Source organism: Agrobacterium sp. 22-3639C2, assembly GCF_053522105.1.
On sequence record NZ_JBNWDB010000006.1, the window covers coordinates 126,592 to 149,573 of the forward strand.

17 protein-coding genes are annotated in these 22,982 nt (G+C 58.5%); 7 read left to right on the plus strand and 10 right to left on the minus strand.

Going from position 1 to position 22,982, the window contains the following annotated elements:
• Positions 1–31 precede the first annotated feature (31 nt).
• The gene (locus ACQZ6D_RS23965; RefSeq protein WP_065705117.1) at positions 32–4,792 is read right to left on the minus strand and encodes an NAD-glutamate dehydrogenase; all 4,761 of its coding nucleotides are present in this window, start codon (positions 4,790–4,792) and stop codon (positions 32–34) included.
• A gap of 541 nt (positions 4,793–5,333) precedes the next feature.
• Here ACQZ6D_RS23965 and ACQZ6D_RS23970 point away from each other — a divergent pair.
• Positions 5,334–5,903 (plus strand): CarD family transcriptional regulator, encoded by a 570-nt coding sequence (locus ACQZ6D_RS23970; protein WP_003492641.1) that lies wholly within the window; start codon positions 5,334–5,336, stop codon positions 5,901–5,903.
• A gap of 62 nt (positions 5,904–5,965) precedes the next feature.
• Here the strand turns inward: ACQZ6D_RS23970 and ACQZ6D_RS23975 are convergent, their stop codons facing one another.
• Positions 5,966–6,469 carry a L,D-transpeptidase family protein gene (locus ACQZ6D_RS23975; protein WP_041694570.1) on the minus strand — a complete coding sequence of 168 codons (504 nt, stop codon included), beginning with the start codon at positions 6,467–6,469 and terminating at the stop codon, positions 5,966–5,968.
• A 286-nt stretch (positions 6,470–6,755) separates the two neighbouring features.
• Here ACQZ6D_RS23975 and ACQZ6D_RS23980 point away from each other — a divergent pair, with 286 nt between their 5' ends.
• Entirely contained in the window at positions 6,756–7,439 is a 684-nt protein-coding gene (locus ACQZ6D_RS23980; RefSeq protein ID WP_003492637.1) for a response regulator transcription factor, read from the plus strand.
• A 117-nt stretch (positions 7,440–7,556) separates the two neighbouring features.
• On the plus strand, positions 7,557–8,012 hold the full coding sequence (locus ACQZ6D_RS23985; RefSeq protein ID WP_013636965.1) for a cyclic nucleotide-binding domain-containing protein: 456 nt from the start codon (positions 7,557–7,559) through the stop codon (positions 8,010–8,012).
• Positions 8,013–8,030: 18 nt separating this feature from the next.
• On the opposite strand, the gene ACQZ6D_RS23990 is transcribed toward ACQZ6D_RS23985, so the two are convergent.
• From ACQZ6D_RS23990 to tesB, 6 genes are all read right to left on the minus strand, one after another.
• Positions 8,031–8,834 (minus strand): exodeoxyribonuclease III, encoded by an 804-nt coding sequence (locus ACQZ6D_RS23990; RefSeq protein WP_013636964.1) that lies wholly within the window; start codon positions 8,832–8,834, stop codon positions 8,031–8,033.
• A gap of 164 nt (positions 8,835–8,998) precedes the next feature.
• Positions 8,999–9,673, minus strand: a complete 675-nt coding sequence (locus ACQZ6D_RS23995; RefSeq protein WP_013636963.1) for an outer membrane lipoprotein carrier protein LolA — start codon at positions 9,671–9,673, stop codon at positions 8,999–9,001.
• Between the two features lie 155 nt (positions 9,674–9,828).
• Positions 9,829–12,504: a DNA translocase FtsK gene (locus ACQZ6D_RS24000; RefSeq protein ID WP_019565992.1), complete on the minus strand. Its 2,676-nt coding sequence runs from the start codon at positions 12,502–12,504 to the stop codon at positions 9,829–9,831.
• A gap of 217 nt (positions 12,505–12,721) precedes the next feature.
• On the minus strand, positions 12,722–14,071 hold the full coding sequence (locus tag ACQZ6D_RS24005) for an ammonium transporter (RefSeq protein WP_065705119.1): 1,350 nt from the start codon (positions 14,069–14,071) through the stop codon (positions 12,722–12,724).
• Between the two features lie 28 nt (positions 14,072–14,099).
• Positions 14,100–14,450, minus strand: a complete 351-nt coding sequence (locus tag ACQZ6D_RS24010; RefSeq protein ID WP_019565993.1) for a P-II family nitrogen regulator — start codon at positions 14,448–14,450, stop codon at positions 14,100–14,102.
• A 211-nt stretch (positions 14,451–14,661) separates the two neighbouring features.
• Positions 14,662–15,546, minus strand: coding sequence for an acyl-CoA thioesterase II (tesB, locus tag ACQZ6D_RS24015; RefSeq protein WP_026330899.1), 885 nt, complete (start codon positions 15,544–15,546; stop codon positions 14,662–14,664).
• Between tesB and ACQZ6D_RS24020 the strand changes: the two genes are divergently transcribed.
• The 4 genes from ACQZ6D_RS24020 to fdxA all read left to right on the plus strand — a co-directional run bounded on the left by ACQZ6D_RS24020 (position 15,495) and on the right by fdxA (position 21,312).
• Positions 15,495–16,847, plus strand: a complete 1,353-nt coding sequence (locus tag ACQZ6D_RS24020) for a ubiquinone biosynthesis hydroxylase (protein WP_410170277.1) — start codon at positions 15,495–15,497, stop codon at positions 16,845–16,847. The two genes, tesB and ACQZ6D_RS24020, sit on opposite strands and share 52 nt — an antisense overlap.
• Positions 16,848–17,308: 461 nt before the next feature.
• Positions 17,309–20,395: a helicase-related protein gene (locus ACQZ6D_RS24025; RefSeq protein ID WP_025594635.1), complete on the plus strand. Its 3,087-nt coding sequence runs from the start codon at positions 17,309–17,311 to the stop codon at positions 20,393–20,395.
• A gap of 3 nt (positions 20,396–20,398) precedes the next feature.
• Positions 20,399–20,815, plus strand: coding sequence for an RNA-binding S4 domain-containing protein (locus ACQZ6D_RS24030; RefSeq protein WP_003516506.1), 417 nt, complete (start codon positions 20,399–20,401; stop codon positions 20,813–20,815).
• Positions 20,816–20,973: 158 nt separating this feature from the next.
• Positions 20,974–21,312 (plus strand): ferredoxin FdxA, encoded by a 339-nt coding sequence (gene fdxA / locus ACQZ6D_RS24035; RefSeq protein ID WP_003516508.1) that lies wholly within the window; start codon positions 20,974–20,976, stop codon positions 21,310–21,312.
• 86 nt (positions 21,313–21,398) lie between these two features.
• Here fdxA and holA read toward each other — a convergent pair whose 3' ends face one another.
• Together holA and lptE are read right to left on the minus strand one after the other, a co-directional pair.
• A complete protein-coding gene (gene holA / locus ACQZ6D_RS24040) occupies positions 21,399–22,436 on the minus strand; it encodes a DNA polymerase III subunit delta (protein ID WP_003516510.1) in 1,038 nt (345 codons plus the stop codon).
• An 11-nt stretch (positions 22,437–22,447) separates the two neighbouring features.
• Positions 22,448–22,939 carry an LPS assembly lipoprotein LptE gene (gene lptE / locus ACQZ6D_RS24045; RefSeq protein WP_003516512.1) on the minus strand — a complete coding sequence of 164 codons (492 nt, stop codon included), beginning with the start codon at positions 22,937–22,939 and terminating at the stop codon, positions 22,448–22,450.
• Between the last annotated feature and the right edge of the window lie 43 nt (positions 22,940–22,982).

A 22,982-nucleotide genomic window follows, 5' to 3' on the forward strand; every position in this document is an offset into this window, starting at 1 on the left:
GTCACCCGGATGGCGTTTGTCGAATGGTCGATCAGCGCGTCTGAACGATATCACCAAGCAGCCCTGCCGCCACTGTCAGGCGGGCGAGATTGGTATCGCCGCTTTCGCTCAGTGCACCGAGTTCCGAGACGATGCGATTGACGCGCACGCGGTCGGCCGCATACCAGGCCTGAACCGGGTCCTTTTCCTTCGCATACTCGGTGAGGGCCGAGATGACGATCCGGCGTCTCGACAAGGCGATCTGGTCCTGGCTGCGCAGAAGAGCCAGGCTCTCGTAGTGATCGGCCGGCGTGATGCGCTGGCTGGCATCCAGCAGCCGCGCGACACGGAAGGTCGAGGAGACCGTGGCGTAGCTTTCGGCGGCGCGGGCAAGCGTCGTGCCCGCATTTTCGGCGATACGCATGATCTCTGGCACATAGACCAGCAGGGAAAGCGTATCCAGCTCTTCCAGAAGGCCAGAGGGAACACCGTCGATTTCCGTGACCCCAAGCTCGCGGCGATATTTCGCCGCTGCCGGCGATAGCGTCTTGATGGCAGTTTTCAGGCGCTCGATTTCGGTTGCCATGTCGCTCGTTCCAGCGCCCACGCTCCCGGTTTGCAAATAAAGCCTGCTTGCATCGGAGTAGATGCGGGTGATCGTGGCATAAAGTCCGTTCTGGACTTCTCCGCCGATCTTTCCGTCAAGCGCGTCGACCTCGCTCCAAAGACGTTTGAGGCCGAAACCGTCCTCCACGATCACCGCTGCCTTGACGACATCCGCCGACAGGAGGCCGCTCGCATCGGCGAGTTTCTGCACGAAGCCAGGGCCGCCGCGGTTTACCACGGCATTGGCGAGCGCTGTCGCAACGATTTCGCGGTGCAGGCGATGCGCCTTGATATCGTCTGCATAGTTCTTCTGCATCTTGGCCGGGAAATAGTCTGCGAGCAGATGCTGGAGATAGGGTTCGTCGGGCAGCGGGCTTGCCACCAGAGCGTCGAACAGTGTCAGCTTGGCATAGGAAAGCAACACGCCGATTTCCGGCCGGGTCAGCGGCTTGCCGGTGGCATATCTTTCGCTGAGCTCGGCATTGCTCGGCAAGGTTTCGACCTTGCGGTTCAGTTGGCCGGTTGCCTCCAGCGCGCTCATCAGGCGGCCGAGTTCTTCCCGGTTTGCAAGCCCAAGCCGCTCCGTCAGCGAGATTGCCAGCGATTGCAGGTAGTTGTTGCGCAGCACCAGCTGCGCCACTTCCGGCGTCATGGAGGCAAGAAGCTGGTTGCGCTTCGGCATCGTCAGGCGACCGCTATTGACCGCGGAGGCGAGGGCGATCTTGATATTGACCTCGACGTCGGAGGAGTTCACGCCGGCCGAGTTGTCGATGGCGTCGGAATTGCAACGCCCACCCGCCAGCGCATAGGCGATACGGCCCTTCTGGGTAATGCCGAGATTGGCGCCTTCGCCGATGACCTTGGCGCGCAGCTCGGTGGCGTTGACGCGGATGGGGTCGTTCGCCCTGTCACCCACCTCGGCGTTGGTTTCCACCGCCGCCTTGATATAGGTGCCGATGCCGCCGAACCACAGAAGATCGGTTGGCGCCTTCAGAATGGCGGTCATGATCTCGAAGGGTGTAGCGACGGATTTGTCGATGCCGATGGCAGCGACGGCTTCCGGCGTCAGCGTCACCGATTTTTCGGAACGCGAGATGATCATTGCGCCTTTAGAGAGCGTTGAACGGTCGTAATCCTGCCAGCTTGAGCGTGGCAATTCGAAAAGCCGCTTGCGCTCAGCGAAGGATTTGTCGGTATTGGGATCCGGATCGATGAAGATGTCGCGATGATCGAAGGCTGCGATCAGCCTGATCTTTTCCGACAGCAACATGCCGTTACCGAAAACGTCGCCGGACATGTCGCCGACACCTGCCACTGTGAAGGGCGTGGTCTGGATGTCGGTGTCCATTTCGCGGAAATGACGCTTTACCGTTTCCCAGGCACCGCGTGCGGTGATTCCCATCTTCTTGTGGTCGTAACCGGCGGAACCACCCGATGCGAAGGCATCGTCCAGCCAGAAGCCGGCGTCGTGGGCGAGGCCGTTTGCCGTATCGGAGAATGTCGCTGTCCCCTTATCGGCGGCGACGACGAAGTAGGGATCGTCCCCATCAAGCCGCAACGTATCGGCCGGCGGTACGACGGCGTCGTCGACGATATTGTCGGTGATGGACAGAAGAGTGCGGATATAGGTCTTGTAGGCTTCACGGCCTGCATTGAAGACCTCGTCGCGGGAGCCGCCAACAGGCAGGTTCTTCGGGAAAAAGCCGCCCTTGGCGCCAACGGGAACGATCACCGCATTCTTGACCTGCTGCGCCTTGACGAGACCGAGCACTTCCGTGCGGTAATCCTGGCCGCGATCCGACCAGCGCAGACCGCCGCGCGCCACTTTGCCAAAGCGCAGATGCACGCCTTCTACTTCGGTTCCGTAGACGAAGATTTCGCGGAAGGGACGCGGATCGGGCAGGCCGTCCAGATGTTTGGGATCGAACTTGAACGCCAACAGGTCACGCGGCGTGCCATCGGTGTTTTTCTGGAAGTAGTTGGTACGAAGCGTGGCGTCGATGGCGTTGACATAACGCCGCAAGGTGCGGTCTTCGTCGAGATTGGGAACACCGCTCAATGCCGCTTCGATCGTCTTGTGCATCTCTGCCAGTTTCTTCAGCCGCTTCTTCTCGTCGATGGACGGATCGAAGCCAGTCTTGAACAGCGCGAAAATATTCCGTGAAATGGCCGGATATTTAAAGAGCGTTTCGGAAATATGCTCCTGGGAATAAACGATTCCGGTCTGGCGCAGATAACGCGCATAGGCGCGCAGGACGGACACTTCGCGCACGGTTAGGCCGCAGGCGAGGATCAGCCGGTTGAAGTTGTCATTATCGACCTTGCCCGAGAAGGCAGCAAGGAATGCTTCTTCGAGTTTCTGTCCGTATTGCGGCAGATCCAGCGTCACGCCCTTGGCGACGGCGAGTTCCATATCATGCAGCACGATGTCGCGCTTTTCGCCATCCGAGATGACGCCGATGTCGAAGGTGCGCTCACTGATGACGTTGAAACCGAGGTTTTCCAGCAGCGGCACACGGCGCGACAGTGGCAGATGGCCATCCCGATGGAAGATCTTCAGCGACAGCGTCTCAGCTGACTGGCCTTCCTGCTGGTAAAACTCGATGCGGACCGGCTCACCCTTCACGGTGGCCAGAATATCCGCCATGTCGCCAATCGCCTCTTCCGGCGTGAAGGCTTCCTGATAGGCCTGATCCACCTCCAGCACCGGTGCACCCGGTTCGGAAAGGGCAACGAAATGGTCTATCCAGCGTGCTGCGATATCGCTGACGGCATCCTCCAGCTTGTCCTGCGCGATACGCGGCGTCTTGCCTTCCGTGCGGCCGACGATGAAATGGACGCGGGCGACAGCGCCTTCGGGGAAGGCCGGGTAATAGGCGGAAATATGCCCGTCATAGACCTTGCTCAGATAGTCGCCGATCTTCTCGCGCACATAGGAATTGTATTCCTCGCGCGGCACGAAGATGATGGCCGAGACGAAGCGGTCGAAACGGTCGATACGTGCGAGGACGCGCACGCGTGGGCGGTCGCTCAGTTCCATGATTTGCTCGATGAAGCGGATCAGAAGATCCGTTTCGATCTGGAAGAGATCGTCGCGCGGATAGGCTTCCAGCGTGTTCTGCAGAATGCGGCCGGAGTGGCTGTTCGGATCAAAACCGAAATGCCGCTCGACATCCGCAATTTTGGCACGCAGCAGCGGGATGTGCTTTACCGAACGCGTATAGGCGGTGGCGGTGAAAAGGCCGACGATGCGCAATTCACCGATGACATTCCCATCCTCGTCGAAGCGCTTGATGCCGATATAATCCATATAAGCGCGGCGATGCACGATGGACTTCACATTTGCCTTGGTGACGATGAGGAAATCCGGACCGTCGAGGAAGGCGAGGATTTCAGGCGTCGTCGTCACGGCGTCCTTGCCAAGGCGCAGCACCCGCACATCCGGATCGCTCAAACTGCCGAGGCCGACGCCGTCACCGCGCTCGATTTTCGCGTTCTTTCCCGTTCCGGAATAGGTGTAATCGCGCATGCCGAGGAAGGTGAAATTGTCGTTGCGAAGCCAGTTGAGAAACTCGACGGCTTCCGCGCGCTCGGTCTTGCGCCGCGAGGAGCCGCGTTTTGACAATTCGTCTAGGGCTTCGTCGAGTTTCGACAGCATGGGCCGCCAGTCTCTGTAGGCGGACTGAACCTGCGCCAGCACGAAACGCAATCTTTCTTCCAGCGCCGTTGCGGCCTGCTGGGTCAGTGGGGCGATGTGCAGCTGGATGAGGCTGATATTCCCGGCGGGATCGTCATCAGGCTCCGCAAGGCGATAACCCGCCTGCGCCGTTTCATCCGGCACCAGAATGGGGTGGACCGCGAGATAGAGGCCGCGATAGCTGCTTGTGACCTCACCCATGACGGAATCGTAGAGGAAGGGCATATTGCGGCCGATAATCGTCAGAACCGTTACCGGAATATCTCGCGGGGTGACGCCCTCCACCTGGGCGATGCTGATATGGGGCGCGTCTCCAGTCCAGCGCGAAAGAGCCTCGAAACTGTGCGCCGCGCTTGCGGCCAGCATTTCGGCGGAATAATATTCTATGTCGTCGGCGCTTGCTCTTCCATAGAGTATACCCGGATCAAGAAATGGCGCGTTTTCGGCAATTGCCTGCTGTCGTGCTTTTTCGATCTGTTTTTCGCGTTTTGGATTATTTCTGTAGCCCATTTGATGTGGATTCCTCCAAAAATCACACTTTAACGTAAAAAAGCACCGTCAATTTGCGGATTTTGCCTTTTCATTCGAATCGGATATTGGCGTGTAATTACGAAGAGTTTAAGAGGCTTTCGTGTTTCTTCAGTTGGGAAGTGAAATTTTTTTGCTTCTTATACGGTAGGGACCGGTTACGAAGCATTTGACAGTATTCCGGTAGCCCATTTATAGGTGGTTCTTTGGCCGCCATGTGATGTTGCGGCCACGGTCGAAGCAAATTATTGATTTGTGCCTATTTTTGTGGTACACCAACGATACTGATCCACAGCGTGGCATTTGTGTGCCCAAAAACACCACGAAAGCAACACCTCTTTTGCACGCGGTTTCCGTGACATATCGAGCGTTTACGTTATCGAAGCCCGCAATGCGGGAAGGTGTGTTTTTGCGTGCACGGCTGGACCAGTGCGGAGTCACCTGACGGTTCCCCCGTCTCATCAGGGCCTGACCGACCCAACCCCGGCGTTGCCGGGTATGTAACAGGGAGTTTTTAGAACGAATGACGACCCAGCAGAAGAAATCTCCAGCACATCACGGTTTCAAAACCGGTGAAGCGATTGTGTATCCCGCTCATGGTGTCGGTACCATTTCTGCCATCGAGGAACAAGAAGTTGCCGGCATGAAGCTTGAGCTTTTTGTCATCGATTTCGAAAAAGACAAGATGCGTCTTAAAGTTCCCGTCGCTAAAGCCGTGAGCATCGGCATGCGCAAGCTTTCCGAAGGCGATTTTGTCGAGCGGGCGCTGAAAGTGGTGCAGGGCAAGGCGCGTGTGAAGCGTACCATGTGGTCGCGCCGCGCCCAGGAATATGATGCGAAAATCAATTCCGGCGATCTTATCGCGATTGCTGAAGTTGTTCGCGATCTTTACCGTGCGGAAAACCAGCCGGAGCAGTCCTATTCCGAGCGTCAGCTTTACGAAGCTGCTCTTGATCGCATGGCGCGCGAAATTGCTGCTGTCAACAAGATGTCTGAAACCGAGGCTGTCCGCCTGGTGGAAGTCAACCTTGCCAAGGGTCCGAAGCGCGGCAAGGCCGTCGAAGAGGACGATTCTCAGGAAGAAGCCGCGTAATCACCGGCTTTCTCTTTTTTTAAAAAAACCCGCCAAGAATGGCGGGTTTTTTTGTGCCTGATCTACAGGATGCGAATTTTCGTACCCTTGCGCATATGAGGCAGAATGCGCCTCATGTCGCGGGGATGGAGAGCGACGCAGCCGGCGGTCGGCTCATATCCCGGGCGGATCATATGCATGAAGATTGCCGAACCGCGGTTCCGACTTCTCGACGTGATGTTCCAATCGAGCACGAGGCAAACGTCATAAAGGCCGTCCTTTCGCATCATCTCCTCGTGGCTCAGTGCGAAAGGGGACTTGACCAACCTGTTGTAACTGGCGCTGCGTGGCTCGTCGCACCAAAGCATGGATTGCTGCGTCCGTTGCATCGGCAATGTCGTGGCGATGGCGGGGTTACGGTCGCCGCGATAAAATCCGTGCAGCAGGCGCGTGACGGAAATCGGTGACTTTCCATCTCCCTCGCGTTTGAGCACGGTACGGCCGTTGCGCCCGATCGCTGCGGGAAAGGTGAGATGCCCGAGCTGAACGATGGCCCGGCTTATTTTCAAAGGCGCCGGCCGAACCATGAGCGTCGATGCGCGTTTATGTTGCTTTACGGGCTGTCTGCTCATGTTTTTCACGAGATTTTGCTTTGCAGGTTATCTAACGTGAAGTCATAGCACTTCGTAATATCATGGCAATGGGTTGACCTTTTATCGGCAAACCGCTGAATTGGCTGACAATTAGAGCGCCGTGCCTTATTTCGGAGGCACAATGGATGCTCTAACTCTTTTAAACTACGCATTGCGCTTTCCGAAAATCAACGGCGATTTTTGGGCCGATGCGCTAAAGTAAGAAAGGCTGAGAATCCGAATGACGGCTCGCACTATCCTTTTGGTGGACGACGACGACGATCTTCGGGAGACGCTGACTGAGCAACTATCTCCCTATGAGGAATTCTCGCTTCTGAGCGGGGCAAACGCTGCGCAGGCGATGCAGACCGCAAAGACTGCCCAGGTCGATCTTCTGATCATGGATGTCGGTCTTCCTGACATGGATGGCCGCGAGGCGGTGAAACTGCTGCGCAAGGGTGGCTTCAAGGCACCGATCATCATGCTGACCGGGCACGATACCGATTCCGACACTATCCTCGGTCTCGAAGCGGGCGCCAATGATTATGTGACGAAGCCATTCCGCTTCGCCGTCCTTCTGGCCCGCATCCGGGCGCAGCTGCGTCAATACGAGCAGAGCGAGGATGCGGTTTTCACCGTTGGCCCTTATCAGTTCAAACCCAGCCAGAAGCTGCTGACGACTGAAGACGGCAAAAAAATCCGGCTGACGGAAAAGGAAGCGGCGATCATCCGTTATCTGTACCGCGCCGGGAGCGCCGTCGTTACCCGCGACGTCTTGCTGGAAGAGGTCTGGGGTTATAATTCCGGAGTGACGACGCATACGCTCGAAACGCATGTGTATCGTCTGCGCCAGAAGATCGAGCGAGACCCCTCCAATGCCGAAATTCTGGTGACCGAGAACGGCGGATACAAGATCGTTCCCTGAACGAACGCCCTTTCTGCGTCCGAGAGGACGCAGAATATTCTAACATCTTGTATTTTGAAGGCCGATATCCGAAAACCGCTGTAGTGGTGCAGGCGGTTTTCTGGAGTAGCAATCGACATGGCCTTGACGGATGACATCATGCTTCTGGGGCAAGTGCCGTTGTTTGCGGGCTTCAGCGACGATCAGTTGCGGCTGATCGCCTTCGGCGCGGAACGCCGCCGCGTGGCGGCGGGTCAGACTTTGTTCCGGGAACATTCCCCGGCCGAGTGCGCCTTTGCGGTGACGTCAGGCCATTTCGAGCTATTTACGGCCGGGCGGGATGGAAAACCCGCGTTGCAGGCGACACCGGGCAAGGGGGCGCTTCTTTCGGAGCTGGCGCTTTTCACGCTCTGTGAGAGGAAATTCACCGCCATTGCCGCGGAGGATTCCGAGGTCATCCGGATAACGCGCATTCTCTTTCACCGGCTGGTGGAGGAGTTTCCCGAGGTTGCCGATATCGTGACGGCACGCATTCGCGATAATATCGCCGCACTCGCGGCGGGCGCGGCACGTTTGCAGAACCGCTTCTCCTGATTTTAAAGAGCCAGCGCTTCAGAAACGGAAATGGGCCGTAACCGGAACGTGGTCGGATGGCCGGTTCCAGCCGCGTGCTTCGCGCAAGATATCGATCTTTTCAAGCGAAGGGCCGAGATCCTGCGACGACCAGATATGGTCGAGACGGCGGCCACGGTCTGCGGCTTCCCAATCCTTGGCGCGGTAGCTCCACCAGGTATAAATCTTTTCACTATCAGGCACGTTCAGCCGCATCAGGTCGAGCCAGTTGCCCTTCTTCATGATATCGAGCATGCCGTCAGTTTCCACCGGTGTATGGCTAACGATCTTCAGCAGTTGCTTGTGCGACCAGACGTCATTTTCAAGCGGCGCGATGTTGAGATCGCCCACGAGAATGGAAGAAGTGCCGGGCACGCCGTCGGCGCGAAGCGCCTTCATCTCTTCGATAAAATCCAGCTTGTGGCCGAATTTCGGGTTTATCGACCGGTCGGGTTCGTCACCGCCAGCCGGAACATAGAAATTATGCAGCCGTATGCGGCGCGATCCAACCTGAAAAATCGCGGAAATGTGTCGTGCATCGCCTATACCGCAATAGTCCTGACGGTGATCTTCTGTCAGCGGAATTTTCGAAGCGATCGCCACACCGTGATAGCCCTTCTGGCCATGGATGATGACGTGCTCGTAACCGAGCGCCTTCAGCGGCTTCATCGGAAACTCGCCATTCGGGCATTTCGTTTCCTGCAGGCAGAGAATGTCGGGTTTGTAACGCACCAGAAACTGCTCCACGATCGGCATTCTGAGCCTGACCGAGTTGATGTTCCAGGTGGTTATCGAAAACGACATGCATGTGCTCCGCTTCTATAGCCTCGAAGCCGATTGTTTCGAGGCATGTTTCCGGGGCGCAGGCTTATAACATCGCGATGAAAACGGGAATGCATTTTAGCGGCAAAATGAAAAAGGCGACCGAAGGGCCGCCTTTTGAACTGTCGCCGTGGACCGCCCGGCCTTTAGCCGCGTTTGCGGACTTCTTCGTAGTTGATGTTGAAAACGCGTTCGTCGAGGTTAACGCCCGTCTGCACGTTGAAGATCATGACAGTTGTGTCCTTGTTCTGGGCATCGGTCGTCGTCCATTGCCTCAGATCGAAGGTTTTCGGGTCAAACATCAGGGTAATGGTGGAATCGCCGAACACGCTCTTGTCACCCAGTACGATGGTGGTCAGGTCCGACTCTTCCTTCACGTTCCGGACCTTCTGGTTGCTCAGATCGATCTTGTCGGACAAAAGCAGGCTGAGCGGGGTCTTTGACAGTGGATATAAATCCCATGTCTTCAGCTTCATGTTGCCGATGACGACATTCTTGCCGTCGGAGATGACCCGCATGGGCGAGGGGTCTTCATAATTGAATCGAAGCTTGCCGGGCCGTTCTATGTAAAATTTGCCGCCGGTCTGTTCACCGCGCGGGCCAAACTGGACAAACTCTCCCATCATGGTTTTGACCGACGAGAAGTGATTGGCAATTTTCTGCGCGGTCGCGCTGTTACCGGCAGCCTGAGCAAATGCGTTGAGCGGCGACAGGCCGGCCATGACCGCAGCCATGGAAAACGCCGTCAGCACGCCACGTCGCGTCACGCCGTTCTCTGGTGTGTTTGCGGTGGCAATCTCGCCGGTGGTGAGGTCGTTCATTCTGTTCTCCTTCATCGCAGCGATTTTCCGCATAAAGGCGGCGGCTTCATGACGTTGAAAGCGTGTATTAACGCTTCTTCGCCCCGCTTGGTTGCCGTCTTCGCCTCACGCATGTCGTTATCCCGAAACCACGACAGCCTTTTGGGCGACGTGCATTACCGCTCGATGATGTCTGCTTCCGTTGGTACGAGTATTTCGCGTTTTCCGGCATGATTGGCGGGGCCGATGATGCCCTCCTGCTCCATGCGTTCGATCAGCGAGGCGGCGCGGTTGTAGCCGATGCCGAGACGCCGCTGGACGTAGGAAGTGGAGGCCTTGCCGTCCCTCAGCACGACAGCCACGGCCTGATCATAGGGGTCTTCCGAATCGGAGAAATTGCCGGCGCCGGCCGGGCCGCCGCCATTGCCTTCCTCATCGTCTTCCTCGGTGATCGCTTCCAGATATTCCGGCGTGCCTTGCGTCTTGAGATAGGCGACGATCTCTTCCACTTCATTGTCGGAGACGAAGGGACCGTGCACGCGCTGGATGCGGCCGCCACCGGCCATATAGAGCATGTCACCCATGCCGAGCAGCTGTTCTGCGCCCTGTTCGCCCAGAATGGTGCGGCTGTCGATCTTCGACGTTACCTGGAAGGAGATGCGGGTCGGGAAGTTCGCCTTGATGGTGCCGGTGATGACGTCGACGGACGGACGCTGGGTTGCCATGATGACATGGATGCCAGCGGCACGCGCCATCTGAGCGAGGCGCTGTACGGCACCTTCGATATCCTTGCCTGCCACCATCATAAGATCCGCCATTTCGTCGATAATGACGACGATATAGGGCAGGGGCTTCAGGTCGAATTCTTCCGTCTCGTACATTGCCTCGCCGGTCTGGCGGTCGAAGCCGGTCTGCACCGTGCGGGTGAGGATTTCGCCCTTGTCGATCGCCTGCTGCACACGGCTGTTGAAGCCATCGATGTTGCGCACACCGATCTTCGACATCTTCTTGTAGCGCTCCTCCATCTCGCGCACCGTCCACTTCAGCGCCACGACAGCTTTTTTCGGATCGGTAACGACGGGCGAGAGCAGATGCGGAATACCGTCATAGATCGATAGTTCGAGCATTTTCGGGTCGATCATGATCAGGCGGCATTGCTCTGGCGACATGCGGTAAAGCAGCGACAGGATCATGGTGTTGATGGCGACCGACTTGCCCGAACCCGTGGTACCGGCAACGAGAAGATGCGGCATCTTGGCAAGATCGGCGATGACGGGTTCGCCGCCGATGGTCTTGCCGAGCGCCATGGCGAGCTTGGCCTTGCTGTTTTCAAAGTCGCGGCTGCCGACCAGTTCACGCAGGAACACGGTTTCACGCGTCTGGTTCGGAAGCTCGATGCCAATGGCGTTGCGGCCAGGCACGACGGCAACGCGCGCGGCGATCGCGCTCATGGAGCGGGCGATGTCATCGGCAAGGCCGATGACGCGTGAGGATTTTATGCCGGGTGCTGGTTCCAGTTCGTAGAGCGTGACGACCGGGCCGGGGCGGACGTGAATGATTTCACCCTTGACGCCGAAATCCTCGAGAACCCCTTCCAGAAGGCGGGCATTCTGCTCCAGCACTTCCTCGTTCAGCGTATGGTCGCGAACGACGTTCTTGGGTTCCGCCAGAAGATGCACGGTGGGCAACTGGAAACCGTCTGCGGCAATAAAGGAGGCCTGCGCTTCCCTTGCCACGCGCTCGCTGGGCTTCGGGCGTGCGGAAGGGGCGGTTATTCTGGGCTGGCCGCGCCCAGGTGCCTGTCTTGCCACGAACTTCGGGTCGTTCTCGTCCAGGCTGTGGTCGTCCGAGAGAATGCCGTTGGGCAACCGCCGACCGTCTGCGTCCAACGACGGTTCGTCGTCCCCGTCCGCATCATGATCGGGCGCGATGGAGGGAGGCGACATCTGGCGACGGGATGCGGCGCGTTCTTCGAAAGACGGTTCCGCGCGCTGGTCGAGGCGGTTGATCGCCGTCTTGAGGCGGGAGGGTTCGTTCAGCGTGCCGAATTCATATTCGTTGAAATCGTAAGGGTGTTCGAATTCGCCGTGCAGGGATTTCGACTTCAGGCCGAACAGGCGGCGAAGGCGGGCCTGCGAGATGTACCAGTAATGTGCGATTGCGCCGAAGGCGAGAATATTGGCGAAGAAGCCTTCGCCCTCGTCATCGTCTTCTTCCTCGACCTGACGGGTGGCACGGGCCTTGTTTGCGACCGGCGCGCGTTCTTCCTGTTCCAGGTCATCTTCCGGGCGTCCCACGAGACCGGCGGCAAACAGCATCATCAAGGCGGCGGGAGCAGCGAATATAGCGCCCAGCACCGTCGCAATCGTGCCGGTGGGGTAAGCGCCGATGAAGAGAGCAGGGAAGCGCAGGATCATATCGCCGATGACGCCACCGATGCCGTTCGGCAGCGGCCATGTCACGGGCGCGGGAAAACAGCCGAGCGAGGCGGCGCAGACGATGGCGCCGGCGATCCAGGCGACGAGGCGGGCGGGTATCCGGTTGAACTTGCGACCGGCGATCAGGGCGATCGCCCAGGCAATCACCGGCAAAAGCGCGATGATTGCGGAAAGGCCGAGGAACTGCATCACGATATCGGCGAAGATTGCGCCGCCGTAACCGAGAAGATTGGTGGGTTGGTTGCCTGTTGCATAGGACAGGCTCGGGTCCGCCACGTTCCATGTGGCAAGTGCGGTAATCCCCAGCGCAATCGTGGCAAGCAAGGCAAAACCGGCAAGAGCCATGACCTGCCGCACGAAAAACGCCGTCAGCACGAAACGCGTGTGACGACCGTCGAATGTCGGAGAATTCATTCTGCCCATGTCCCTGAACCCGTAGTTTTTGTGGTTTCGGCAAGATCCGGCAGTTGACCAGATCCCGGATTGACAGGGAAAACTAACAGCTTGCTGGTTAATGTCGTGTTAACCATGCGGTTTTTTAAAAGCCGCTTCCGGATTTGCGGCAAAGAAAAGGCCCGCCGAAGCGGGCCTTCTTTTGGGAGAGGGGATGGAGAACCCCTTTTCCCGGATATCAGGAGTGGTAGGCGGCTTCGCCGTGGGTCGCAAGGTCGAGACCTTCGCGTTCCGCTTCGACCGGAACCCGCAGACCAACGATCACGTCGACGATCTTGTAGAGGATTGCCGAGACGACTGCGCACCATACGATGGTGATGGCGACGGCAACGAACTGCGTCCAGAGCTGCGAGGAGATGGAGAAGTCCGCCTTACCCGTGCCGCCAAGCAGCGGCGACGTGAAGATGCCGGTGCCGAGGGCGCCGATGATGCCGCCGATGCCGTGGACACCGAAGACGTCAGCTGTGTCGTCGTAGCCGAACTTGTTCTTCACAACCGAGACGAAGAAGTAGCAGATCGGCGAGACGATGAGGCCGAGAACGATAGCGCCCATGGGTCCGACGGAACCGGCCGCAGGCGTTACGGCGACGAGGCCGGCGATCATGCCCGAAGCTGCGCCCAGCATGGAAGCCTTGCCGCGGGTGAAGCTTTCAACCAGCGACCAGGAAACGATGGCTGCTGCAGTGGCGAGGAAGGTGTTCATGGTTGCAAGAACCGCACCGCCAGATGCTTCGAGGTTGGAGCCGGCGTTGAAGCCGAACCAGCCGAACCACAGCATGGCTGCGCCAACCAGCGTCAGCGTCATGGAGTGCGGGGCCATCATGTCCTTGCCGAAGCCAGTACGCTTGCCGACCATGATCGCGCCGATCAGACCGGCGATACCGGCATTGATGTGGACGACCGTGCCGCCGGCGAAGTCGAGAGCGCCCATGCCGAAGATCAGGCCATTCGCGTCCCAGACCATGTGAGCGATCGGGAAGTAGACGAAGGTGGCCCACAGGATGGTGAACAGGATGACTGCCGAGAACTTCACGCGTTCCGCAAATGCACCGATGATCAGCGCAGGCGTGATGGCCGCAAAGGTCATCTGGAAGGCGATGAAGGTGTATTCGTAGATCACGACGCCCTGGGAGAAGGTTGCCGAGGTGCTGTCAAGCGAAACGCCGGACAGGAACAGCTTGCCGAAACCGCCGAAATACGAGCCGGTGCCGCCGCCGAAGGCGAAGGAGTAACCGTAGATTACCCAGACGAGCATCATGACCGCGCCGATGACCGTGCACTGCATGAGAACGGAGAGCATGTTCTTGGTGCGCACGAGGCCGCCATAAAACAGGGCGAGACCCGGAATGATCATGAAAAGCACGAGGATCGTCGCGACATACATGAATGCGGTATCGGCTTTTTCCGGAACGGGGGCCGCCGCTGCTGCTGCCGGCGCGGCATCCTGCGCAAAGGCGATTGCCGGGGCCATCAGGGCCGCCACACCGGCACCCAGTTTGCCGAGCGTTGAAAACTTGTTGAGTTGCATAGCTAGAAAACTCCCTGTCAGCCGTGCTTCAAAGCGCTTCTGTGTTGGTTTCGCCGGTACGGATGCGCACGGCCTGTTCGATAGAGTAAACGAAGATCTTGCCGTCACCGATCTGCCCGGTTTTTGCAGCCGACGCGATTGCCTCGACAGCCTTGTCGACGACGTCTGATGCAACCGCGATCTCGATCTTCAGTTTGGGAAGAAAGCTCACCGCATATTCCGTGCCGCGATAAATCTCGGTATGTCCCTTCTGGCGTCCGTAACCCTTTACCTCGGTCACGGTCAGGCCTTGGATGCCGACGCCGGTGAGCGCTTCGCGCACTTCATCCAGCTTGAACGGCTTGATAATGGCCATCACAATTTTCATCTGGTTTCCCATCCTTTGTTTGTCCTCGGCACGGAGCCGACTCTCCTCGCGCTGGCAGATCAGTAACAGCGACTACGGACATACATTCAAAGGGCGTGCCAGTTTTGATGCGGCATCTAAGTTATTGAAATATAAAAATTATATGACGGGCGTCTGAAAAACGGGCATTGGGTGGCGCAATTTTCGTCTATTAAATGTGCGATTTTTCAAAAAAGCGCATTATTTAAGCATTTGCCCTTTTGCGGATCAAACCTTCCTGTGCGACGGAGGCGATCAGTTCACCCTGTCTGGTGAAAATATTGCCACGGGTCAGACCGCGTGCTCCCGAGGCGCTGGGGCTGTCCTGCGTGTAGAGCAGCCAGTCGTCCAGCCGGCAGGGACGGTGGAACCACATGGCGTGATCGAGGCTCGCCACCTGAATGGCCGGATCGAAGATCGTCGTTCCGTGGGCATAGAGCGACGTGTCGAGCAACGTCATATCCGAGAGATAAGCGAGAATGGCCGACTGGAAACGTGGATCGTCCGGCACATCGCCGACAGCGCGAACCCAGATATCCTGCTGCGGTTCCAGCTTTTCTTTCGAAATATAATGTGTCAGCGAAACCGGCCGGATCTCTATCGGGCGCTTGTTGCTCCAGTATTTTCGGATCGAAGCGGGTGCGTTGGCGAGGAAGGCCGCCTGCATCTCATCTTCACTCATCAGCCTTTCGGGCGGCGTCACATCCGGCATTTTTATCTGATGATCGAATCCGTCCTCGACGATCTGGAATGACGCCGACATGGAGAAGATTGCCTTGCCATGCTGGATGGCGACCACGCGCCGGGTGCAGAAGCTAGCACCGTCGCGAATGCGCTCCACCTGGTAGAGGATGGGCACCAGCGGGTCGCCGGGGCGCATGAAATAGGAATGCAGTGAATGAACGAAACGGTCGTCATCCACGGTTCGTTGAGCTGCGATCAATGCCTGCGCGATGACCTGGCCGCCGAAAACGCGCTGCCAGCCGATTTGTGGGCTTTCACCCCGAAACAGGTTTTCTTCCAGCTTCTCGAGATCGAGTGTGGATATCAGATTGGCCATCGGATCTGACGTTTGCGAGGGATGCGACATTTTTTCGGCCTGCTCCGGCTGTAGGAAGACGTCACATGGTCTATAGTGCGCCGATGATGCGTGCACAAGATTTGAGGAGAAGCGCGATGGTGGACGTGGTGGTGGCAGGCGGCGGTTATGTCGGCCTTTCCGTTGCTGTCGCAATTAAGCAGGCAGCCGGACATCTTAATGTGCAGGTGGTTGAAGCCGCTCCCGAGGATGTCTGGAAGAAGGACGTCCGCGCCTCCGCCATTATCGCGGCGGCCACGCGTATGCTCGACGTTTTCGGCATATGGAACGAGATCGAGCCGGAGGCCCAGCCGATCCACAAGATGATCGTCACCGATTCGAAGACCGCCGATCCGGTTCGCCCGGTGTTTTTGACATTCGACGGCGCGGTGGAGGAGGGCAGGCCCTTCGCTCATATGGTCCCGAATGTCGCGATGGTGGGTGCGCTGCGAGGCCTGTGTGAGCGCCTCGGCGTCGAAATCCGCCATGGTCTCAGTGTTTCCGGTTTTTCCGCCGGCCCGCAATCGACGGCTATTTCACTTTCCGACGGCTCGTCGCTTGAGGCGCGACTGCTCATAGCCTGCGATGGGGTCCGCTCGGCTTTGCGGGATATGGCAGGAATAAAAACCGTACACTGGAATTACGATCAGTCCGGGATCGTCACCACCGTTGAACACGAGCGGCCGCATGAGGGCTGCGCGGAGGAACATTTTCTGCCGTCGGGGCCTTTCGCCGTGCTTCCCTTGAAAGGGAACCGCTCCTCGCTTGTCTGGACCGAACGTACGGCCGATGCCGACAGGCTGGTTGCTGCCGACGATCTGGTGTTCGAGGAGGAACTTGAACGCCGGTTCGGCCACAAGCTCGGTCCGGTCCGTCCCGTCGGTCCCCGTCGCGCCTTTCCGCTGGGCTTGACGCTGGCGCGTTCCTTCGTCGCGCCACGTTTTGCACTTGCCGGCGATGCGGCGCATGGAATTCACCCGATTTCCGGTCAGGGCCTCAATCTCGGCTTCAAGGATGTTGCGGCACTGGCCGAAACCGTGGTCGAGGCCGACCGCCTCGGCCTTGATATCGGCTCTCTCAACGTTCTCGACCGTTACCAGTCCTGGCGGCGTTTCGACACGTTGCGGATGGGTGTGACGACGGATGTGCTGAACCGGCTTTTCTCCAATGATGTCGGTCCCATTCGCGTCATGCGTGATTTCGGTCTGGGTGTGGTCGATCGTTTGCCGGGTCTCAAATCCTATTTCATCGGTCAGGCTGCCGGTACGACAGATGCGGGCGCGCCGCGCCTGCTTGCCGGCGAGGCGCTCTGATACTGCCGTTCCTGCCTGTGCCGGAGCGGCTTTTCAGCGATTGCCGCTTGACAGTCGATTCCGGTATTTTCCGCCGGAAGCCGGTGCCGCAAAGCTGAATCCGGACAAGGACTTATCCGGATTCACAATCTGGTATAGGGCAGGCATCTGCCAACCAGATGTTGCGGAGAACAAAAGCTGAATCCATTGGAGTCAGCGATTCGTATTCGATTCGTTCGCAGACTGTTCCGTATCCGAATCAATTCCGGTTTCGCCGGATTCTTTTTAATATTTCAAGTATCTGAATCAAAAAGGAAAATTCCGGCGAGGAAGGACCTGTTACCACTTTGCGGACAAGGCCTATTGCCTTTGTCGGCGGGCATTGCCATGTGTGTTGCGTGTGCGGCCCGTATCAGTGAATGGCGGGCGGTACAGCAAGCAGATGAAGTCGATTCACGGATAGTACGTTGAATTTTCGCCCCATGATCCTGAGCGGCCGCGGTGTCACGGCCGTTCTCGGCCCCACCAATACCGGCAAGACCCATTACGCCATCGAGCGCATGGTGGCACATGGCAACGGTGTCATCGGCCTTCCGCTGCGCCTTCTGGCGCGTGAGGTCTATACCCGTCTTGTCGAAAAGGTGGGCGCGCCGAATGTGGCGCTGATAACCGGCGAAGAAAAGATCGCCCCTCCTAAAGCCAAATATTCCGTCTGCACGGTGGAAGCCATGCCGCGCGAGACGACGGCCGCATTCGTCGCCATCGATGAAGTGCAGCTGGCGGGTGATCTGGAGCGCGGGCATATCTTTACCGACCGCGTGCTGCATCTGCGCGGGCGGGAGGAAACGCTGCTTCTGGGTGCGGGCACGATGCGCCCGATCCTCGAAAAGCTGCTGCCGGGAATTACCGTGGTCGAACGTCCGCGCCTGTCGCAGCTTTTTTATGCGGGCCAGAAGAAGATAACCCGCCTGCCGCAACGCACGGCAATCGTCGCCTTTTCGGCTGAAGAGGTCTATGCCATTGCCGAGCTGGTACGCCGCCAGCGTGGTGGCGCAGCCGTTGTGATGGGCGCGCTTTCGCCGCGTACGCGCAACGCCCAGGTGGGGCTCTACCAGTCCGGCGACGTAGAATATCTCGTGGCGACTGATGCCATCGGCATGGGCCTCAACCTTGATGTCGATCATGTCGCCTTTGCGCAGGACCGCAAGTTCGACGGCTATCAGTTCCGCAATCTCAATCCGGGCGAGATCGGCCAGATCGCCGGCCGCGCCGGCCGCCATCTTCGCGATGGCACCTTTGGCGTGACGGGGCGCGTCGATCCATTTGACGACGAGTTGGTGGAGCGTATCGAAACCCATCAGTTCGACTCGGTGAAGGTGCTGCAATGGCGGACGAAAAATTTCGATTTTTCCTCCATCACCAATCTGCGTCTGAGCCTCGAAGCTGCCCCGGCGATCCAGGGACTGTCACGGGCCTTGCCGGCGATCGACCAGCAGGCGCTCGAATATCTGTCGCGCTACCCTGAAATCATCGACGTGGCGACGACGGAGGCGCGGGTGGAAAAACTCTGGGAGGCCTGCGCGCTTCCGGATTATCGCCGCATTGCGCCCGCTCAACATGCTGATCTGATCTCAACGCTCTATTTCGATCTGGTAAAACGTGGCACGGTGAACGAAGATTTCATGGGCGAACAGGTGCGCCGCGCCGATCGTACCGATGGAGAGATCGATACCTTGTCTGCAAGGATTGCGCAGATCAGAACATGGACTTATGTATCGAACCGCCCAGGATGGCTTGCCGATCCGACACACTGGCAAGAAAAGACGCGGGAAATCGAAGATCGATTGTCCGATGCTCTACATGAAAGGTTGACGAAACGCTTTGTTGATCGCAGGACATCTGTGCTCATGAGGCGCCTGAGAGAGAATGCGATGCTTGAAGCTGAAATCAGTGTAAATGGTGATGTCTTCGTAGAAGGACATCACGTCGGCCAGTTGGCCGGGTTCCGGTTCACGCCGGTGCCGGGAATGGAAGGGCCGGATCAGAAGGCCGTGCAGGCTGCTGCGCAGAAGGCGCTCGCGCTCGAATACGAGGCGCGTGCCGCGCGTCTGCACGCCAGCGGAAACGGTGATCTCGCTTTGAGCTCCGATGGTCTGGTTCGCTGGTTGGGCGAACCGGTGGCCCGCCTTTCGGCAGGCGACAATATCATGAAGCCGCGCGTGATCCTCTTTGCCGACGAGCAGTTGAGCGGCAATGCCCGCGATCATGCGCTGGCGCGCGTCGAACGTTTCGTCAATCATCAGATTGCGACCGTGCTGAAGCCGCTGGACGATATTTCGCGCGCCGAAGACCTTCAGGGTCTGGCGAAGGGGCTGGCGTTCCAGCTGGTCGAAAATCTCGGTGTCCTGTTCCGCCGCGACGTCACCGAAGACGTGAAGTCGCTGGATCAGGATGCGCGTGCCTCCATGCGCCGCTACGGCGTGCGTTTCGGCGCCTATCACGTCTTCCTGCCCGCGCTTCTCAAGCCCGCTCCGGCGGAGCTTGTCACGCTGCTCTGGGCGCTGAAGAACGATGGTCTCGGCAAGCCGGGTTACGGCGATCTCATTCCGGTGCTGGCCGCCGGTCGCACCTCTGTCGTGACGGACCCGACCTTCGAGCGGATGTTCTACAAGCTCGCCGGTTTCCGTTTCCTCGGAAAGCGCGCCGTGCGTATCGACATTCTCGAGCGTCTGGCCGATCTCATCCGTCCGCTGTTGCAGTGGAAGCCCGGTCAGCAGCCGCGTCCGGAAGGCGCTTATGACGGCCGCCGTTTCACGACGACGACCGCAATGCTTTCCATTCTCGGCGCAACGCTCGACGACATGGAAGAAATCCTCAAGGGTCTCGGTTATCGTGCCGATCAGGTAACGGCGGAAGAGGCGCAGGCCTTCCTCGCCAACCAGACCGGTGCTGCCGCTCCGGCCGCTTCTGAAGCGGTGACGGAAGACGAGAGCGCAGAGACCGAACACGAGGAACCGGCTTCGGAAGAGCAGGTTCCCGAGACGACCACTGTCGAAGCTGCTGAAGAAGCGCCGGTTGCGGAAGCTGTGGGCCAAGAGGCTGCTGTTAGCGAGGCTGCGCCGACGGAAAGCGCCGAGGCTGCCGAGCCGAAGCCTGTTCTTCTGTGGCGTCCGGGTGGTCGCAACGAAAACCAGCGTGGTGAAAACCGTCGTCCCGGCAACCGCGGTCAAGGCCGTGGCGAGGGTCGCGATCAGGCGCCACGCGAACAGGGTGAACGTCGTGGCGAAGGCCGTCGCGATAATCGTGACGGAGCAAATCGCGAGGCTGCCAATCGTGGCGGTGACGGCGAGCGCAAGCGTGATGGCGGACGTCCCGACCGTGGCAACAACCGCAATAATGATCGTCAGGATCGCGGGGAGCGCAAGGACAGGCCGGACCGCAACGACCGTGGCGGGAAACCGCAGGGTCAGCAGCGTTTCGAAGCCAAGCCGCCGCGTAAGGAAAAGCCGATCGATCCGGATTCGCCCTTCGCCAAGCTTGCTGCTCTCAAGGAGCAGCTGAAGAAGTAAGCTATGGGGAGCAACGAACAGCCACTCGAAAGCACGCGTCAGCGTCTGGACAAGTGGCTGTTCTTTGCCCGCATGGCCAAATCCCGTTCACTTGCCCAGAGCTACATTCAGTCGGGCAAGGTCAAGGTCAACGGTGTCTCCATTCGCCAGCCCAGCCATCTGGTAAAGGCTGGTGACAGGCTCGATATCGGTTTCGAGCGCATGGACAAGGTGCTTGTCGTCAAATCCGGGGGCGAGCGGCGCGGGCCCTATGAAGAGGCCAAACTTCTCTACGACGATCTGACGCCGCCGCGCGAGCCTTCCGACAGGCTGAGCCCGCTGGAGCAGGCGATACGTCAGCCGGGAAGCGGTCGCCCCACCAAAAAAGAGCGCAGGGCGCTCGACAGGTTCCTGTCGGACAGCGACGGAAACAAAGAATAGAATAAACCTTCAAGTCTTAGCGGTTTTTCAGAATTGTTTATCCTTGCTATCTGAAGGCAAAGGCATTACCTCACTTGCAAAATTGCCCTGTCTGAATTCCGGGCGACGGCTTGTGTTCCGAAGCCCACAGACCCGGCCTGCATATTCTGGAGTTCATCATGACATATGTCGTGACCGACAATTGCATCCGCTGCAAATACACCGATTGCGTTGAAGTCTGCCCTGTCGACTGCTTTTACGAGGGTGAAAATTTCCTCGCTATCAATCCTGACGAATGCATCGATTGTGGTGTGTGCGAACCGGAATGTCCTGCCGAAGCGATCAAGCCCGACACTGAGCCGGGTCTCGACAAGTGGCTGAAGCTGAATACGGAATATGCGGCGATCTGGCCGAATATCACCATCAAGCGCGACCCCTTGCCGGAAGCCAAGGAAATGGATGGCGTGACAGGCAAGCTCGAGCTTTATTTCTCTGCCGAGCCGGGTAAGGGCGACTGAGTTCTCAACGACTGGTGTCCTTGGTATCATGATTTTAAAAGCCCTCGCAGCGTCAGCGTGAGGGCTTTTTGCCGACCTTCAGCGAGTTATCCGCCGCGGCCTGATTGCAATGTGGTCGATAGCAGGGTCAAAAGCGCCACGCTGTCTTCCAGGCTTTGGCGCTGGCGGCTTTGCAATATGGCCGCTTGCAGGCGGTTCATCTCACGGGCGATCGCCGCTGGCTGCCAGGTTCGCAACGCTCTCTCGATCACCGGTTTCCTGCGAAAATGGATGTGGCGTCCAAGCGTTTGCATGACCTGCCCGGCCTGCTGCTTTTTCTCATCCATTTCGGCACGCATCTGATCCAGCAACTGAAATTGCTTGAGGCATCCCTGAAGCACGAGAAAGATCGGCGTCTTCGACGAGACGATCTTCTGGGTGGCGTGGAAAAAGGCGTTTCTGTCGCCCTTCAGGATGGCATCGACGGCGTCGTCAGCCGAAACCGTGCTGGCATCGCCGATGATTGCCAGCACATCATCTTCCTCGATCACCTCTGCGCCACGGCAATAGAGCGCAAGCTTGCGGATCTCGTTGCGCGAGGCAATCCGGTCGCCGCCCAACTGCTCGATCAGCCTCTGCCGTGCGGCCGGGGCAATGCGCAGATTGTCGGCAGACAGTTCCTGATCGATCAACGCATTCAACGAACGGGCGTCATCCGCATAACACGGGATTGCTGCGATAGAGCGAGCGGGTTCTGCGATCTTGCGCAGGCCCGTGCCTTTTTTGATGTCGCCGGCCTCGATGATGAGAAAGCTGGCTTCGGGCGGCGTCTCAGCCAGAATCTGGAGAGCATCCACCAGCGCCTTTTCAGCCGAGGCACTTTTGATCCAGACGAGTTTTTCGCCACCGAAAAGGCCGATGGCGTTCACCTCGTCGAGAAGGCGGCCGGGATCGCCCTGCAGGTCGGATGCGCTCAGCTTCAACGATGCAAAGGCGTCATCCGGGTCAATGCCGGTCTTTTTGGCGATGAGGTTGGCCCGCTCCGACACGAGGCCGCGATCCGGGCCGTAGAGCACGAAAACGCGAAAGCGCTCCGCCGGATTTTCGGCGAAGCGCTCAAATTCATGCGATTTTATCTCTGCCATGGCCGCCGCTCTCAGCGGCCAAGGGTGGCAGCGATATCGGTACGGATGATTTCAGCCAGTTCCCGGGCCGCACGGTTTTCTGCGTCGCGGATCGCCCTGATCTTGGCGAATTCCTGCTGTGGCAGATCCACCTGCGCCGTTACGCTACGCCGCGCGGAGCGCAGGATCTGGCCGTCGGAAATACGCGTCAGGACGTAATTACCGTTCATCACAACACGGCCTGGGTAAGGGCCGTTATAATTGCTGTTGGTACGGGTCGTCAGATCGTAGTTCTCGACTTCCGTGGACGTGGCGCTCGAGCTTACGGATAACTTGACGTTGTACTGAGCCGTAGCCGGTTCACCCGCACCGCCGGACACCAGGAAGATCAGCTGATTGCGCACTTCCTGCGTTATGCGGTCGCCGGCATTAGAGATGCTGACAGCCGCCAGTCTCTCCTTGGTTCCGGAAGCCTCGCCGTAAAGCGGGCGAACCTGGCAGCCTGCCAGAAGACCGGCCATCATCACGACGGAAACTGCTGCCGCAACGCGGCTCCATCTCGAAAAA